The organism is Marinobacter sp. UBA3604 (assembly GCF_002375325.1).
GTDB lineage: Bacteria > Pseudomonadota > Gammaproteobacteria > Pseudomonadales > Oleiphilaceae > Marinobacter > Marinobacter salarius.
This window is the reverse complement of the sequence record NZ_DFMB01000054.1, coordinates 34,912-49,940: the sequence shown is the minus strand read 5'-3', so window position 1 is coordinate 49,940 and position 15,029 is coordinate 34,912. Positions and strand designations below refer to the sequence as shown.

The following is a 15,029-nucleotide window of genomic DNA, read 5'->3' as shown; positions in this document are numbered from 1 at the left end:
GAGGGTTTGTCAGCAATCTGGGGGCTGCCGGAAGGCAGCCCTTTTTGTCTGCGCAAGCGCTAGATTGTCGTAGTCCCCGCTTATCTACTACCAAGGGATGAGTTTTTCCCCTCTATCGAATCATTCACCTAACCGGTTTGAGGGTCTACATTGAATAGGTAAACGCGCAAGGCCGCGTTGTCCTGCGACAAACACAACAAGAGGTCGAGACCATGATCTACGCACAACCTGGTAAGGAAGGCTCCGTCGTCTCCTTCAAACCCCGTTACGAGAACTACATCGGCGGCGAGTGGGTCGCCCCGGTCAAGGGTCAGTACTTTGAAAACATCACGCCGGTGACCGGCGATGTCATCTGTGAGATCCCCCGCTCCTCGGCCGAAGATATTGACCTGGCTCTGGATGCCGCCCACAAGGCCGCGCCAGCGTGGGGAAAAACTTCGACCACTGAGCGTTCCAATATCCTGCTGAGAATTGCTGACCGTATCGAGCAGAATGTTGAAATGCTGTCGGTCGCCGAAACCTGGGATAACGGCAAAGCCGTTCGCGAGACGTTGAACGCCGACATTCCTTTGGCGGTTGACCACTTCCGTTACTTTGCCGGTTGTATCCGCGCCCAGGAAGACACGTCCAGCGCCATCGACAACAACACTGTGGCCTATCATTACCATGAGCCACTGGGAGTGGTTGGCCAGATCATTCCCTGGAACTTCCCACTGCTGATGGCTGTGTGGAAACTGGCGCCTTGTCTGGCAGCCGGCAACTGTACGGTGATGAAGCCAGCCGAGCAGACGCCAGCCAGCATCCTGATCCTGATGGACCTGATTGGTGACCTGTTACCCCCGGGCGTGGTTAACATCGTCAACGGCTACGGCATTGAAGCGGGCCAGGCCCTGGCCACCAGTAAGCGTATTGCCAAGATTGCCTTCACCGGCTCCACACCGGTGGGCTCTCACATTCTCAAATGCGCGGCCGAGAACATCATCCCCTCTACTGTAGAGTTGGGCGGCAAGTCTCCGAACATCTACTTCTCAGACGTAATGCAGGCTGAGCCGGAGTTTATCGACAAGTGTGTGGAAGGCTTGGTGCTGGCGTTCTTCAACCAGGGTGAGGTCTGTACCTGTCCGTCCCGTGCGCTGGTACAGGAAGACATGTACGAGGAGTTCATGGCCAAGGTTGTTGAACGCACGAAGTCCATCAAGCGTGGCAACCCGCTCGATACCGATGTGCAGGTCGGCGCTCAGGCCAGCAAGGAGCAGTTCGACAAGATCATGTCTTACCTCGACATCGGCAAGCAGGAAGGCGCGGAAGTGCTGACCGGCGGTGGCCGTGAGGAAATGGACGATGCCTATAACAATGGCTTCTACGTTCAGCCCACGCTGTTCAAAGGCAAGAACAACATGCGTGTGTTCCAGGAGGAAATCTTTGGTCCGGTGGTGGGTGTAACCACCTTCAAGGACGAGGAAGAAGCCCTGGCCATCGCCAACGACACTGAGTTCGGTCTGGGTGCCGGCCTCTGGACCCGCGACATCAACCGTGCCTATCGCATGGGCCGCGCCATCCAGGCAGGCCGCGTATGGACCAACTGTTATCACCAGTACCCAGCGCACGCTGCCTTCGGTGGTTACAAGAAGTCCGGTGTTGGCCGCGAGAACCACAAGATGGCGCTGGATCATTACCAGCAGACCAAGAACCTGCTGGTCAGCTACGACATCAACCCGCTGGGCTTCTTCTAAGTCCGCCAATGACTGTTGTGCCCGGGCCCTCCCACACAGGCCCGGTGGCGAGTCAGCACATGGATGTGCACATTCCTTCCCGGTGTCTGACCGGGGCGCATCTCTACCGGGTTGTAGTTGACTGGTGGGGATGGATGGGTCTTCCTGCCAGTTTTAGGTCCTTCCCAGGGCCTTTTTTTGTGTCTGAGCCGGTGCTCACCGGAATGGGTCGAAAGGATGAGTTTCGCGGCCTGGATCGAGCGGAAATCAGTGCCAAAGTACCATATTGGCCTTTTCGGGGACTGGGTAGGATTGAGAGTGAGTTACCGGGCAACCGGTTAACGGATCCTCAATGCCACAACAATCATCACAAGAGGTAAGCGTTATGTGGACCAAACCAGCCTATGAAGACCTGCGGATCGGCTTCGAAGTCACCATGTACTTCGCCAACCGCTGAGAAGTAATGGCCAGCCTCGTGCGCTGGCCATTTTGCTTCTGGAGTTTCTGTCATGCAGATTCGTATCCTCGGTTCCGCCGCCGGCGGAGGGTTTCCCCAGTGGAACTGCAATTGCGCCAACTGTGATGGATTCCGCAAAGGGACCCTGAACGCCAGCGCACGTACCCAGTCCTCCATTGCCATCAGCGAAGACGGCGTGCACTGGATTCTCTGCAACGCCTCTCCTGACATTCGTGCTCAACTGGCAAGCTTTGATGCCATGCAGCCGGCGCGTGCGCTTCGGGATACCGGAATTAACGCGGTGTTGCTGTGCGACAGCCAGGTGGATCACACCACCGGTTTGCTGATGTTGCGCGAGGGGTTGCCCCTGGACGTGTGGTGTACCGCCCAGGTGCATGAAGATCTGAGCAGCGGCTTTCCACTGTTTCGCATGCTCACCCACTGGAGCGGTGGCCCCCAGTGGCATGAAGTACCCTGTACCGATCAACAGTCTTTTTCCATTCCCTGCGCCCCGGCGTTGCGGTTGACGGCCATTCCGTTACTCAGTAATGCGCCGCCGTATTCGCCGCGCAGGAATAATCCCCACCCGGGAGACAACATTGGGCTTTTCATAGAAGACACCCGCAGTGGTGAAACCGTCATGTACGCCCCGGGGCTCGGGCAGCCCGATGAGCAGATTCTGCAGTGGATGCGCAAAGCCGACACGCTGCTGGTGGATGGTACCGTTTGGCACGACGATGAAATGTTGCGCTGCGAGGTGGGTACCCGTACCGGTCAGGAAATGGGGCATCTTGCCCAGAGCGGCCCCGGGGGCATGATCGATGTGCTGGATACCATGCCAGCACGCCGGAAAATCCTTATCCATATCAATAACACCAACCCCATTCTCAACGAAGACTCCCCGGAACGGGCCGTGCTGGCCAGGCACGGCATTGAGGTGTCGTTTGACGGCATGCATCTGGATATGGAGGTGCCCTCGTGAACGCACTCGCTACACCTGTCATGAATCGCGGGGATTTCGAGCAGGCCCTGCGGGCAAAGGGCCAGTACTACCACATCCACCATCCGTACCATAAAGCCATGTATGGCGGTGATTGTACTCCCGAGCAGATTCGTGGCTGGGTCGCTAACCGGTACTACTATCAGATCAACATTCCCCGCAAGGACGCAGCGATCATGGCCAACTGCCCGGATGCCTCAGTGCGCCGGTTGTGGCTCCAAAGAGTACTGGATCATGATGGGCACAGTGACGACGAAGGCGGTATCGAGGCCTGGCTGAGTCTGGCGGAAGCCGTAGGGCTAACCCGGGACGAGGTCCTCGACCAGCGCCACGTGCTGCCGGGTGTGCGGTTTGCGGTAGACGCGTACCTGAACTTTGCCCGACGGGCGACCTGGCAGGAAGCGGCCTGTTCCTCCCTGACGGAGCTGTTTGCACCCGAGATTCACCAGTCCCGGCTCGATAGCTGGCCCCTGCATTATCCCTGGATCCAGACCGATGGTTATGCCTATTTTCGCAAGCGGCTGTCGGAAGCGCGACGTGACGTGGAGCATGGTTTGACGATTACCCTGGATCACTTTACCTCCGCGGCACAGCAGGCCCGTGCCCTGGAAATCCTTCAATTCAAACTGGATATCTTATGGTCTATGTTGGATGCCCTGACTATGGCTTATCAGCACCGCACGCCGCCGTACCACACCGTAACCAACCAGCCAGTCTGGCACCGGGGGGTGTAGTGGCCACGCCCATGGAGCGCACACCGCGACTTCGCCCGGGTTTCCGCTTCCAGTGGGAGCCGGCCCAGAACGCCCATGTGCTGTTGTATCCCGAAGGTATGGTGCGGTTGAACGACAGCGCCGGGGCGGTGCTGAAGGAAGTGGATGGCCAGCGCACGGTGGCCGATATTGTCGCTATCCTGGAACAGCAGTTCCCCGATGCGGGATCCCTGGCAAACGATGTCAGTGATTTCCTCAAGGACGCCGAACAGCAGCATTGGATACTGTTTCCATGAGTCAGCACGACACCATGCCGACGGGCGATCGCCCTGGTATTGGTCCGCCCCTATGGCTGCTGGCGGAATTGACCTACCGCTGTCCACTGCAGTGCCCTTACTGTTCCAATCCACTGGATTTCGCGCAGACCCAGCAGGAATTAAGCACCGAAGAGTGGGTCAGGGTGCTGCGCCAGGGCCGTGAGATGGGAGCAGCCCAACTGGGCTTTTCCGGCGGCGAACCGCTGGTGCGTCAGGACCTTCCGGAGCTGATTGCAGAAGCCAGGCAGCTGGGCTATTACACCAATTTGATAACCTCCGGCCTGGGGCTCACCGAGGCCAAGGTGAACGCCTTCCGCGACGCCGGGCTGGACCATATCCAGGTCAGTTTCCAGGCCTCAGACCCGGAACTGAACAACGCCGTGGCCGGCTCACGCAAGGCTTTCGAGCAGAAGCTGGCGATGGCCCGTGCGGTAAAAGAAGCGGGTTACCCCATGGTGCTCAACTTTGTGATCCATCGGCACAATATCCACCAGATGAACGATATCATCAGTTTGTGTGAGCGATTGGGTGCGGATTACGTGGAGTTGGCCACCTGCCAATACTACGGCTGGGCGTTCGAAAACCGTGAGGGGTTGATGCCCTCCAAGGCACAGCTGGAAAAGGCTGAGGCCGAAGTAAACATCTATCGCAAACGTCTGGCAGATGACGGCTCGGCGATGAGGTTGATCTTTGTCACCCCGGACTATTACGAGGAGCGGCCAAAGGCCTGCATGAACGGGTGGGGCAGCCTGTTCCTCACCGTGGCGCCGGACGGCACCGCCTTGCCCTGCCACAGCGCCCGCCTGTTACCCATTGAGTTTCCCAATGTACGGGATTCCTCGCTACACTCCATCTGGTATGACAGCCCGGGTTTCAACCATTACCGGGGTGACAGCTGGATGCCGGAGCCGTGCCGGTCCTGCGACGAAAAAGGAAAGGATTTCGGCGGCTGCCGATGCCAGGCCTACCTGCTGACCGGTAATGCCGACAACGCCGACCCGGTTTGCAGTAAATCACCCCATCATGACCGCATCCTCGCCGCCCGCCAAGCGGCGGACCATGCCACCGCCGGGTTGGAGGAGCTGACCTATCGCAACGCCAACAACTCCCGGTTGTTCTTCAGGGGCTGATGCGCCCCGTGAGCCAGATGCAACGACAAAGCTGACGTCAGAACAGGCCTCGTCGGCGCTTTTACAGCGTACAGAGCTAGCGGCATCTGCGACCGGTGAATTCTGGCTGGAGTCCGACCCGGTCAGTGGTGGCAATGTGATAATGACCTTGGAGGCGGGTGTCGGGATTCCTTTGCTCTCTCGCAGCTTCAGCGCTCGCAGCCAGGTTAACGGTTATGGAGGTGGTGCGCTGTGTGCCGGGCCCGAAAGCGTATTCGCCGTCGAGGCGTCCGGGCAGCAGGTTTATCACATTGATACGGCCACAGGGGCGTGCTCTCCACTCACTGACGACGATGCCTGCTATGGCGGACTCTCCTGGGACGCGGCGCATCACCGGGTGTTGGCAGTGCGTGAGGCGAACGGCCGCCAGCAACTGATGGGTATTGCCCTAACGGACAGTGAATCAGCGAACTGCATACTCCACGAGTCGGAAGACTTTTACAGCGCCCCGGCGGTATCGGCCGACGGGCGGCACCTGGCCTGGGTGAGCTGGTCACTACCGGACATGCCCTGGGTTGCCTCCGTACTCTGGACAGCATCGATTCAGCGGGACGGCTCACTGACCCAAGCGCGACGCTGGCCCTCGCCTTCAAAAGGCAGTGTGCAGCAGCCGATATTTGATGGCGACGACGTGATTGTGTTGTCGGATCATGAGGGGTGGTGGCAACCGTGGCGACTGGCGTCCAGTGGGCAATGGCACTTGCTGGATGGCACGCGGGAGGATCATGCCAGCGCCCCCTGGCAACTGGGCGAGCGTCACCACCAATGCCTTCCCGACGGTGGCTGGGTACGTGTGCGGTACCAGGCTGGAGTCGGGCAGTTGTGGTTGTGTTCAGGGAATGAAGAAACAGGCGTGCGGATCGCAAGGGAGTACGTCGACTTTCGATGCCTGGTTGTGCAAGGCCAGAGGGTGCTGTGTATTGCCCGCTCGTCCACCCGGCTCGACACAGTGTTGTCGGTCGATTGGGCAACCGGACATGCCGAGCCGCTGTCTGGTGGCGAAGAGCCCTTTCCTGAAATGACGCTGTCTCAGCCGGAACTCTTTAGCGTTCCGACATCGGTCGGTGGTGGCGATCCCATCAGCGGTTTTTTCTACCCGCCAGTGCCATCCGCGTCTGATGGTAAGTCGGTACCAATCATCCTGATTGCCCATGGCGGCCCGACCTCCACGGCGTATCCGGTGCTCAACCTACAGACTCAGTTCTGGTGTCACCAGGGCTTTGCTGTGGCTGAGGTGAATTACCGCGGCAGTTCGGGCTTCGGCCGGGCCTTTCGCATGGCGTTGGCGGGCAGCTGGGGACAAGTAGACGTGGCGGATATGGAACGTGCTGCTCGCTGGCTGGTCGCCAACAAAGCCGTTGATCCCGCCAGGCTTTTCATCCAGGGCCGCAGTTCGGGCGGGTATACCGCATTGCTGGCCATGGTCCAAACTGACGTGTTTGCGGCGGGCGCCAGCCAGTTCGGTGTCAGTGATCCCCGGCGGCTGCGAGCGATGACGCATCGATTTGAATCCGGTTATCTGGATTGGTTGTTGGGATCTCCCGACGACTGTCCCGACAATTGGCAGCAGAGGTCGCCACTGGATCAGGCAGATCGCCTCTGGCGACCGATGATCTTTTTCCAGGGTGCGCAGGATCGGGTGGTGGTCCCGCAGCAGACCACTGCCATCGTCAATGCGCTGCGTCGCAATGGTGGCTCTCCGGAGGTGTATGTGTACCCTGACGAGGGTCATGGATTTCGCAAACAGAACAACGTTGCCGATATGCTGGAACGATTGCTTCGGTTTTATCGCAGGCAGTCGACCGATCAGTAATGTGACGCCTGTCCGCTTTCCTGTTTCGCTGTAAGACAGTCTTACATACAGTTTTCAGTCCCCCCGACAATACTCTTCCATCAGACAAGAAACCGGCCAATTCGGCCTGATGTGGGGATAAAACAATGAAAATAGGGACTGATGGATTTCCGGGAAAGGCAGTCGTTCTGCTGGGCGCTCTGGCGGTATTGACCGGCTGCGGTGGCGGTGGGAGCAGCAGCGAATCCAGCCCGTCGGATTTTGACGCACCGGTAGAGCCGGTCAACATCGGCGGCGATGGCGATATTTTTGACCCGGAGCGCCTGCTCGACGTGGACATCACCATGTCTGCCAGCAACTGGCGAACATTGAAAGCCGAGGCGCGAACGTTGGCTGACACCTCCCGCGAATGCCTGCCCGAGTTCGAGTACAGCGAGTTGCCTGCCATCGTCACCATCGACGGCGATACCATGGGCAACGTGAACGTGCGGAAAAAAGGCTTTATCGGGTCCCTCAGCCCGGACCTGCCTTCCCTGAAACTGGATTTTAACGACCTGCAGGAAGGGCGTACTTACCAGAACGTGTCCCGTATGACCCTGAACAACAATCGTCAGGATCCCTCCAATGTTCGTCAATGCCTGGCTTACGACCGGTTCCGGGATATCGGTATCGCAGCGCCGTTATGCAACTACGCCCAGGTGACCGTCAATGGCGAGGACCTGGGGGTTTTTGCCCATGTTGAACCTATCCGGAAGCCCTTTTTGCGGCGCACGTTTGGCGATGACTCGGGCAATCTGTATGAGGCGCAGCAGGCCGATTTCGGCAACTATCTGATCCGCCGGTTCGAGACCAAGACCAACGAAGACGCCAACAACCGCTCTGATCTGCAAGCCGTTGCGGACGCCATGGCGCTGGATGATGAGGCGATGATGGACGTGTTGCCCCAATTGCTGGATGTGGATGAGTTCATCCGTTTCTGGGCCATGGAAACCTTGCTGGGAGCGTGGGATTCGGCGAGCGGCAACGCCAATAACTTTTACCTCTACCATTCTCCGGACGATGGGCTGTTCCACTTCATCCCCTGGGGTGCCGATACCGCCTTTCGTGGAACCCATCCCCTGAAGCCTGGCTCCGCGCCTCTGTACCGTAACTTCCGTCTGGCGGAGCGGCTTTATGGGATGCCGGAATACCGCCAGCAATACCTGGACGCGCTGGAAGACCTGTTGGCCAACCACTGGGACGAAGAAGCGATGCAGCTGGAGATCGAGCGGGTGATGGCGTTGACTGGGACCACGGAGGCCGACGTTGAAAGTGTTGAAAGCTTCCTGCTTGGCACCGGCATGCCCGGAGACGACGGGTATGAGCGATCGCAACGGGAGGTGTTGCTCAGCGCCATCGCCGGAAACGAGCCGGAAGAGGCGGTGACCTTGCTGGAGGATACCCAGCCGGACTGCTCCGAGCCAGCCACCACCAATCTGACCGCCAGTGTTTCAGCGGTATCCGGCACAGACTCCGGAGTATTCAGTTTCACCTTGCCGGATGGTCGACAGGTCAGCGCGAGCCTGACGTTCGCTGCCTTTGAAGTAGACAGCCTGGTGTACTCCGTTGACACCGAGCTGGCTCCCGCCGTGCACAGTTTGCTGCTGATTGGTGTCGACGCCGCCCAGGGCTTCAAGCCTTATGTGTTGCAGGTATTTATCGAAGACACCGATTACATACCCGGAACCCATAAGCTCCATGGCTTTGCCACCAATGCGTTGCTCTTTGAAGTGGATGAATCCGTACCTGGCGACGTGGTGTCACTGGCGCTGGGGGCGACCGGCACCATCACCCTCAACAGCGTAGGCAGCGGCGCAAACGCCGGCGATGTGGATATGGACATCGACATGACCATGGAATACCTGCCGGGTACTGAATAATGGCCAGTTGTTTCAGCCTGAACGCATTTGAATCCCACTCACTGGCGGATCAGAGCTCGTCAGCGTTGATGGATCGGGTGGATACCAAGTATCTGATCGACGCTGCCGAACTGAACCAGTGTCTGGCAGAGCTGACGGCAGAGTACACGGTGCTGGAGATGAACGGGTGTCGGGGAATGGCATACGACACGCTCTATTTCGATACGCCCGGCCGGCAGCTCTACCTCGATCACCACAATGGCAAACTGAACCGCGTAAAGGTCCGCACTCGCCACTACCGGGCCACCGGTGAGCGTTTTCTGGAGGTCAAGGTCAAGACCAACAAACTGCGCACCTCCAAACAGAGAATGGTATTGACCGGGGCGGAGCCAGACGCACGAACCCTGCACCACTTCCTTCAAGAGCAACTGGGCCTGCCGGCGACACGGATGCTGCCGGCTCTTTTTGTTCACTACCATCGCATCACGCTGCTCAGCAGAACCGGTCACGAGCGGGTTACCGTGGATACGGATATCTGCTTCGAGCATAGCGGGGAACACCAGCGGATCGGGTTGCCGGGCGTTGTGTTGGTGGAGGTCAAATCGTTGCGCCATCAGCGGCGTTCACCCGTTCTGGACATCCTGAAAAGGATGGGCCACAGGCCCGTCAGCTTCAGCAAATACTGCATCGGCACGGCGCTGCTGTGCCGGGGCCGGATCAAGGCCAACCGCTTCAAGCCAGTGTTGTCGAAGCTTGATGCGCTCAGGGCCCCGAGAGAATACCGCTACTTCAAGGAGTCATCATGGAATCTGCAGTTGATGTCCATTTCTTTATCCGCCTGATCATTAACCTGATCTCGGTTTTCATCCTGATCCGTTGTTACTACGCATTTTCCCACCATCGTGAAAACGCCGCCTCGTTCATCCTGTTTGGCGTGGGTGTGTTCCTGGTCACGGCGTTACTGAATTCGGTGACCGTGTCCATGGGTTTCGCCTTTGGGTTGTTCGCGGTGTTCTCGATGTTGCGATACCGCACCGAAGCATTGGGTATCAAGGAAATGACCTATCTGTTTCTGGTGATCGCCATGGCGCTGTTGGCGGCCGTCGGGAACGTGGAGCATTGGGTGTTGGCGTGCCTGAATGGCCTGGTGATCGCCATCGCCTTGTTGCTGGAAACCCGGATGATGTTGCCATTGTGCGGCGAGAAGGACATCGAGTACGAAAAAATTGACCTGATTCACACCGACCGTCAGGACGAACTGATTGCCGACCTGCGATCTCGGACTGGCCTGGATGTGAATCGGGTGGATGTGGTTTCCGTAAGCTTTCTGCGGGATACAGCGCAGCTAAGGATGCATTACCGCATGGAGCAGGGATCATGATGGGCGATCTGCGCTGGGCAATGCTGGTGATGTGGCTGACGGCCTGCTTTTCCCTGCAGGTGCATGCAGACACCACTGATTTTGAGGCCGACATCGGCGGCTACGTGGTGGGCGGTGTGGACCATTATGGCGCTTTCCATGACGAAGATGGCGTTGACTCGACCACGAACACGGTACTGCGGAAATTCAGGCTCGGACTTGAACTTGCCTATGGCAAACACTGGTCCTTCGAGCTTGATGGTGACTATCAGTACGACGGTGATGAGCAGGTACTGGAATTCGATGACGTCTGGTTGCGATACGATGGCTTTGGCTGGGGTGGCGTCCAGGTGGGTCGGATGAAAGAGCCTTTTGGTTTTGAACGTACCAGTGGCTATTCCAGCCTGATGACCAACGAACGCTCCCTGGCGACCAGCGCCTTTGCGCCGGGGCGCTCCGAAGGCGTGATGGTAAACCGGGCCGGTAAAAAGGCCACCTGGGCACTGGGCGTATTTCGGGAAAGTGGCGATTCCCAGGCTCCCAGGGCGGTAACGGGCCGCGTGACCTTTGCCCCGCTTCACACTGAACATCAGACAATCCATCTGGGCCTGGCCGGATCCTGGCGTGACATGCGCGGCGAACGGTTCCAGATACGCGATCATGGGGAGGTCTACAGCGCCGACAATGTGATCCGAAGCCCGCGTTTTGACGCGGATGACCTGGCACTGTTGGGTGGCGAGTTTGCCTGGAGTCGCGATTCAGTCACCGTCACATCGGAGGCGATGACCCAGCGTGTCAGGCAGGTTGGGGGCGACGAATGGCAATTCACTGGCGGTTATGCCCAGCTGGGCTACCTGCTCACGGGCGAACACCGGGGGTATAGCCGAGGCGAGTTTGACCGCATTGACCCGCTCAGCCATCTGGGTGCCGTCGAACTGGTGGCGCGCTGGAGCGGGGTGGATCTCAGGCAGCGGGATGTGGGCGCCGAAGCCTCCATAGCGATGCTGGGGATCAACTATTATTGGCGTAAATCGGTTCTGCTGAGGGTGAATTACCTGATTCCGACCATCAGCGGCAATGCTTTGATGGCAAACCCCGATGGGGATGCGGTCACCGTGCGTGCCCAGCTCAGGTTCTGACGCGATCGGCCTCCAGGGGCAGCGCCAGTGTCACCCGCGTCCATTGCCCCAGCGCACTGCTAATCGACAGTGTCCCACCGTGGTGGCGCAGGATGGTCTGGCAAATGCTAAGGCCCAGCCCGAGGTTTTCCGGTGTGTCACTGGTCGAATAGAAAGGATCCGTCAGGCGACGTATCTCCTCCTCGGGAATGCCGCAGCCATTATCGGCCAGTGTGATATCAAGGGTCCGGGCATCGCGAGTCGTCGACACATGAATGATGGCGGGCTGACGATCCAGTTGGCTCTGAAGCGCCGAGGCAGCATTGAGAAACAGATTCACGAACACCTGAGTCAGCGCCGAAGGGTAGCAAGGTACTGTTAGGGTTTCCGGTACGTCGATCTCCAGGTCAATGCCGCGCAGTTTGTGTTTGGTGAAGCGCGTGGCGGCATTGATAAGCCCCGTGAGGTTTGCCAGTTCTTTGGCGTGCTCCGGATGAGGGACAGAGAAATCGATAAGGTCCGAGACGATGTCGGCAATGCGTTTCTGATGCGCCGCGGCATCGTCGATCGCTTCGCCCAGTTCGGGGTCTTCGTTGATATCCTTTGCGTACTGCAGCGCCTGCACGGAGCAGTTGACCGGATTCATGATTTCATGGAGCAGGCCCTTGGCCATGTGACTGAGGGCCTGATGCTTCTGTTGCTGGATCAGGTTTTCCTCAGTCACCTGAAGCGTTCGCAGAGTGCGGCTCAACATCCGGTTTCTGTCGCGCAACAGGAACTGCAGCGCCAGGATGTTTCGCACGAAGCGACGAAAAAAAACGGCTAACAACGGTGAAATGACCAGGCACATCAGAACCAGCCAGTTCAACAACACTTCCTGTAGCTTGGTTGCCACATCCGCTGCGGGTACCGCGGCCCAGGTAGCGGCGTAGAGAAACGCCAGATTGATGGCGATCATGATCAGGGTATGCCGTGGCGACAGTGTCACGATGCCGAGGAAGCTGATGAAGAAGTAGAGCCCGATCGTCGGTGTGAGATCTCCACCGGTTTTGATAAAGGCAAGATAGCTGAACAGGGCCATGTTCAGGAAAACCAGATACATGATCAGTGGCGTGCGAAAACGCACGGCCTTGAATCGGTGGGCCACAATGAGACAGGAGAGAATCGTGGTGTAGACAAACAGTCCGCTCGGAACGTTGGCAGGGCCAAGCTGTGTGGCCAGCGTCATCATGTGCGCAAGGGTTCCGATCAGTGTGATTAGCAGCGAGACGTCCGCAAAGACCGGCAGGAAACGGAACCGGGATTGGGCGCTGTAGAAACGCTCGAACTGTCGTTGCTTGCGCGGAGTAAGTTGCTGAACCTGTTTCAGGCCGTCGAGTATTTTCATGAGTCGAGATTGTTCCTGAAGCGTTTCATGAACAGCATCAGATCCGGTTGCCGTTCAAAGCCCATCTTGATGAATATTCGGTCCTTGTAGGAGTGCACTGTTTTATAGGAAACCCCGAGTCGATCCGCAATGGTCTTGAACGCGACCCGATCCGCCATGAGGCGTGCCACTTCCCGTTCACGGGCAGATAGCGCGTGAAACGCCTCCAGATCTGGTGATGTTGTGGTAGCGGGTGCCTGGCACGAGTCCGCGTCCACATACACTTGCCCGTTGCGAATGTAGTGCAGGGATCGAATGAGTTCCTGTACTGACTGAGTCTTGGCCACAACCGTTTTGATGCCTGACTCCAGATAGATCGCCAGGCGGGCTGGAGAGACCGGTCGCTCGACCAGCAGTAGCACAGACAGCGCGGGGTGATTGGAAAGGGCCACTTCGGCGATGGTCAGGCCATCGTTGTCCTGCAGGGCTTCCTCAATGATCAGCACGGTAGGCCTGACGGTCGGCAACTGCTCCAATGTATCGACACCGGTTGCGGACTCGCCCACCAGATCAATGTTCTCTTCGAGAAGCAGCTGATAGAGGATGGCGTCCCGGTACAGGCGCTTGTCGATGGTGACGTACAGCCGGATATCATCTTTTGTCACGGCTGCCGGCTCCCGCCCGAGGGCGCGCGCAGAGGCAACGACAGCTCAAGGGTGAAGCGTTGTTGGCCTCCCTGAAGGAGAACTTGGCCGCCCTGTTGTTGGGCCATGATGTAGAGCGCAAGCAAGGCGCCCTGTTGCTTCAGTAATTGGCTGGAAACACGCGCCATTGGCGAAAGGACATGACTGTATAGGTGGAGGTTCTTTCCGGCTTCCAGCCGAAGGGTCGTGACGTCCTCATCCTGCTCACTTATGAGGTGGTCACGGCTCATTCCGGACGCGCTCAACAGCACATCCAGCGCTGACTGAATGGCGTCGGGCAGGGTACCGTTGCTGGGAACGGCGTCGGTTAACGGTATCTCCAAATACCGAGTCAGTTCGGCGCGTAGCCCGCGGACCAGAGCGTTATCCAGAGCCTCAGGGCTATGGTCACGAAAGTGGGAGGCGCCGGGAGGCAAGGTGCTGATGGCGTCCATATCCCTCAGGAAATTCTGTATCACGTCCCGTGACGCCCAGGGAACTGATGGCGATTCGGTCAGAGCCCTGAGAAGAGCGGCTTTTCGCCGTTCGCGAACGCCCTCGAAACGCTCAGCAAGTGCAAATTGCCACTGCTCCGATTTCTGGCGCGATGCGTGGTGCTGAGCAATAGCGTCGTCCAGCACCGGGAGCAGGGATGCGGCATGCCACGGCTTCTTCTGATAACGGAAGATTCGCCCCTGGTTAACCGCGCCCAGCGCAACGTCCAGTTCCCCGTAGGCCGATGTGAGGATGCGAGTAATATGGGGATAGGACTGTCGCATCTCGTTGATCAACTGCAGTCCTTTCATGCCTGGCATGCGCTGATCTGTCATCAGGACTGCAGTCCGGTGACCTTCCTGATGGAGAGTCTCCAAAGCCTGCTGAGCGCTGGCGGCGCAGCGGGTTTCGAAGCGGTCCTGCATCCGCATCAGCTGTTTGCTCAGGTACTTGGTCGCCGATTGTTCGTCGTCAACGATCAGTACCAGCGGCTTGGGGTGTCCGCTCTCGACGGGAGTGGGCCCGGCGTTATCCTGTACCGACATGGTGGCTGCAAACAGGTCGGTGCGTACGAGGTTGATGTCCCAAGGCTTGGCGTAGCAGCGGTCGACAACCCTATTCTCCAGCAAGTGAATGATCTGATCGAGGGAAAACTGGCCGCCAATGACGATTCGCAAGCAGCAGCCACCATCGCTGACCTGCTGAAGTAGAGAAGACGTCAGCAACTGATCGGTGTCGGTGGTGATGAATACGAGCGCGTCGGGCAGGGATCGGCCCCGTGCAATGGCGGCCAGGGCCTCTTGGTCAGAGGAGTAGCTGTCAATTGAAAATGCCCCGGCAAAATCCTGGAGAAAAGCATCCCGATCGTCTTCCCGGTCGTACCTGAGAAGTACCCGATGTGGTTGATCAGCGGACATGTGAGCTGGATCCTTGGAGACAGGTTGGCCGA

General features: G+C 58.3%; 14 protein-coding genes. 11 read left to right on the top strand and 3 right to left on the bottom strand.

What is annotated here, in order from left to right:
- Nucleotides 1-212 precede the first annotated feature (212 nt).
- The 11 genes from B2590_RS16065 to B2590_RS16015 all read left to right on the top strand — a co-directional run bounded on the left by B2590_RS16065 (nt 213) and on the right by B2590_RS16015 (nt 11,557).
- Nucleotides 213-1,733: an aldehyde dehydrogenase family protein gene (locus B2590_RS16065; protein WP_075194290.1), complete on the top strand. Its 1,521-nt coding sequence runs from the start codon at nt 213-215 to the stop codon at nt 1,731-1,733.
- 364 nt (nt 1,734-2,097) lie between these two features.
- On the top strand, nt 2,098-2,169 hold the full coding sequence (pqqA, locus tag B2590_RS16060; protein WP_007153157.1) for a pyrroloquinoline quinone precursor peptide PqqA: 72 nt from the start codon (nt 2,098-2,100) through the stop codon (nt 2,167-2,169).
- Between the two features lie 52 nt (nt 2,170-2,221).
- On the top strand, nt 2,222-3,151 hold the full coding sequence (pqqB, locus tag B2590_RS16055) for a pyrroloquinoline quinone biosynthesis protein PqqB (RefSeq protein ID WP_126811502.1): 930 nt from the start codon (nt 2,222-2,224) through the stop codon (nt 3,149-3,151).
- A 20-nt stretch (nt 3,152-3,171) separates the two neighbouring features.
- Nucleotides 3,172-3,903, top strand: a complete 732-nt coding sequence (gene pqqC / locus B2590_RS16050; protein WP_206512162.1) for a pyrroloquinoline-quinone synthase PqqC — start codon at nt 3,172-3,174, stop codon at nt 3,901-3,903.
- 11 nt (nt 3,904-3,914) lie between these two features.
- Nucleotides 3,915-4,178 (top strand): pyrroloquinoline quinone biosynthesis peptide chaperone PqqD, encoded by a 264-nt coding sequence (gene pqqD, locus B2590_RS16045; RefSeq protein ID WP_075194481.1) that lies wholly within the window; start codon nt 3,915-3,917, stop codon nt 4,176-4,178.
- Nucleotides 4,175-5,329 carry a pyrroloquinoline quinone biosynthesis protein PqqE gene (gene pqqE / locus B2590_RS16040; RefSeq protein WP_178380751.1) on the top strand — a complete coding sequence of 385 codons (1,155 nt, stop codon included), beginning with the start codon at nt 4,175-4,177 and terminating at the stop codon, nt 5,327-5,329. The genes pqqD and pqqE overlap by 4 nt, the downstream gene beginning before the upstream one ends.
- Before the next feature lie 142 nt (nt 5,330-5,471).
- Nucleotides 5,472-7,181 carry a S9 family peptidase gene (locus tag B2590_RS16035; RefSeq protein ID WP_286811146.1) on the top strand — a complete coding sequence of 570 codons (1,710 nt, stop codon included), beginning with the start codon at nt 5,472-5,474 and terminating at the stop codon, nt 7,179-7,181.
- A 125-nt stretch (nt 7,182-7,306) separates the two neighbouring features.
- Nucleotides 7,307-9,079, top strand: a complete 1,773-nt coding sequence (locus B2590_RS16030; RefSeq protein WP_286811131.1) for a CotH kinase family protein — start codon at nt 7,307-7,309, stop codon at nt 9,077-9,079.
- Nucleotides 9,079-9,900 carry a polyphosphate polymerase domain-containing protein gene (locus tag B2590_RS16025; RefSeq protein ID WP_126811506.1) on the top strand — a complete coding sequence of 274 codons (822 nt, stop codon included), beginning with the start codon at nt 9,079-9,081 and terminating at the stop codon, nt 9,898-9,900. The genes B2590_RS16030 and B2590_RS16025 overlap by 1 nt, the downstream gene beginning before the upstream one ends.
- Nucleotides 9,861-10,439, top strand: a complete 579-nt coding sequence (locus B2590_RS16020) for a DUF4956 domain-containing protein (RefSeq protein ID WP_075194295.1) — start codon at nt 9,861-9,863, stop codon at nt 10,437-10,439. Before B2590_RS16025 ends, B2590_RS16020 begins: the two co-directional genes overlap by 40 nt.
- Nucleotides 10,436-11,557 (top strand): OprO/OprP family phosphate-selective porin, encoded by a 1,122-nt coding sequence (locus B2590_RS16015; protein WP_126811507.1) that lies wholly within the window; start codon nt 10,436-10,438, stop codon nt 11,555-11,557. The genes B2590_RS16020 and B2590_RS16015 overlap by 4 nt, the downstream gene beginning before the upstream one ends.
- Here B2590_RS16015 and B2590_RS16010 read toward each other — a convergent pair.
- The 3 genes from B2590_RS16010 to B2590_RS16000 are packed head-to-tail and all read right to left on the bottom strand — an operon-like array spanning nt 11,547 to nt 14,997.
- Nucleotides 11,547-12,923 (bottom strand): sensor histidine kinase, encoded by a 1,377-nt coding sequence (locus tag B2590_RS16010; protein ID WP_041335239.1) that lies wholly within the window; start codon nt 12,921-12,923, stop codon nt 11,547-11,549. The genes B2590_RS16015 and B2590_RS16010 overlap by 11 nt on opposite strands.
- The gene (locus B2590_RS16005; protein WP_041336799.1) at nt 12,920-13,567 is read right to left on the bottom strand and encodes a response regulator transcription factor; all 648 of its coding nucleotides are present in this window, start codon (nt 13,565-13,567) and stop codon (nt 12,920-12,922) included. Before B2590_RS16005 ends, B2590_RS16010 begins: the two co-directional genes overlap by 4 nt.
- Complete coding sequence (locus tag B2590_RS16000; RefSeq protein ID WP_126811509.1) at nt 13,564-14,997, bottom strand: response regulator; 1,434 nt, start codon at nt 14,995-14,997, stop codon at nt 13,564-13,566. Before B2590_RS16000 ends, B2590_RS16005 begins: the two co-directional genes overlap by 4 nt.
- Nucleotides 14,998-15,029: the final 32 nt, after the last annotated feature.

What these genes read in the sequence shown, in the direction of transcription:
- B2590_RS16010 (WP_041335239.1), bottom strand. Translation starts at nt 12,923, where the DNA reads ATGAAAATACTCGACGGCCTGAAACAGGTTCAGCAACTTACTCCGCGC.
- B2590_RS16000 (WP_126811509.1), bottom strand. Translation starts at nt 14,997, where the DNA reads ATGTCCGCTGATCAACCACATCGGGTACTTCTCAGGTACGACCGGGAA.
- pqqC (WP_206512162.1), top strand. Translation starts at nt 3,172, where the DNA reads ATGAATCGCGGGGATTTCGAGCAGGCCCTGCGGGCAAAGGGCCAGTAC.
- B2590_RS16020 (WP_075194295.1), top strand. Translation starts at nt 9,861, where the DNA reads ATGGAATCTGCAGTTGATGTCCATTTCTTTATCCGCCTGATCATTAAC.
- pqqB (WP_126811502.1), top strand. Translation starts at nt 2,222, where the DNA reads ATGCAGATTCGTATCCTCGGTTCCGCCGCCGGCGGAGGGTTTCCCCAG.
- B2590_RS16025 (WP_126811506.1), top strand. Translation starts at nt 9,079, where the DNA reads ATGGCCAGTTGTTTCAGCCTGAACGCATTTGAATCCCACTCACTGGCG.
- B2590_RS16065 (WP_075194290.1), top strand. Translation starts at nt 213, where the DNA reads ATGATCTACGCACAACCTGGTAAGGAAGGCTCCGTCGTCTCCTTCAAA.
- B2590_RS16030 (WP_286811131.1), top strand. Translation starts at nt 7,307, where the DNA reads ATGAAAATAGGGACTGATGGATTTCCGGGAAAGGCAGTCGTTCTGCTG.
- pqqE (WP_178380751.1), top strand. Translation starts at nt 4,175, where the DNA reads ATGAGTCAGCACGACACCATGCCGACGGGCGATCGCCCTGGTATTGGT.
- B2590_RS16015 (WP_126811507.1), top strand. Translation starts at nt 10,436, where the DNA reads ATGATGGGCGATCTGCGCTGGGCAATGCTGGTGATGTGGCTGACGGCC.
- B2590_RS16035 (WP_286811146.1), top strand. Translation starts at nt 5,472, where the DNA reads ATGACCTTGGAGGCGGGTGTCGGGATTCCTTTGCTCTCTCGCAGCTTC.
- pqqD (WP_075194481.1), top strand. Translation starts at nt 3,915, where the DNA reads ATGGAGCGCACACCGCGACTTCGCCCGGGTTTCCGCTTCCAGTGGGAG.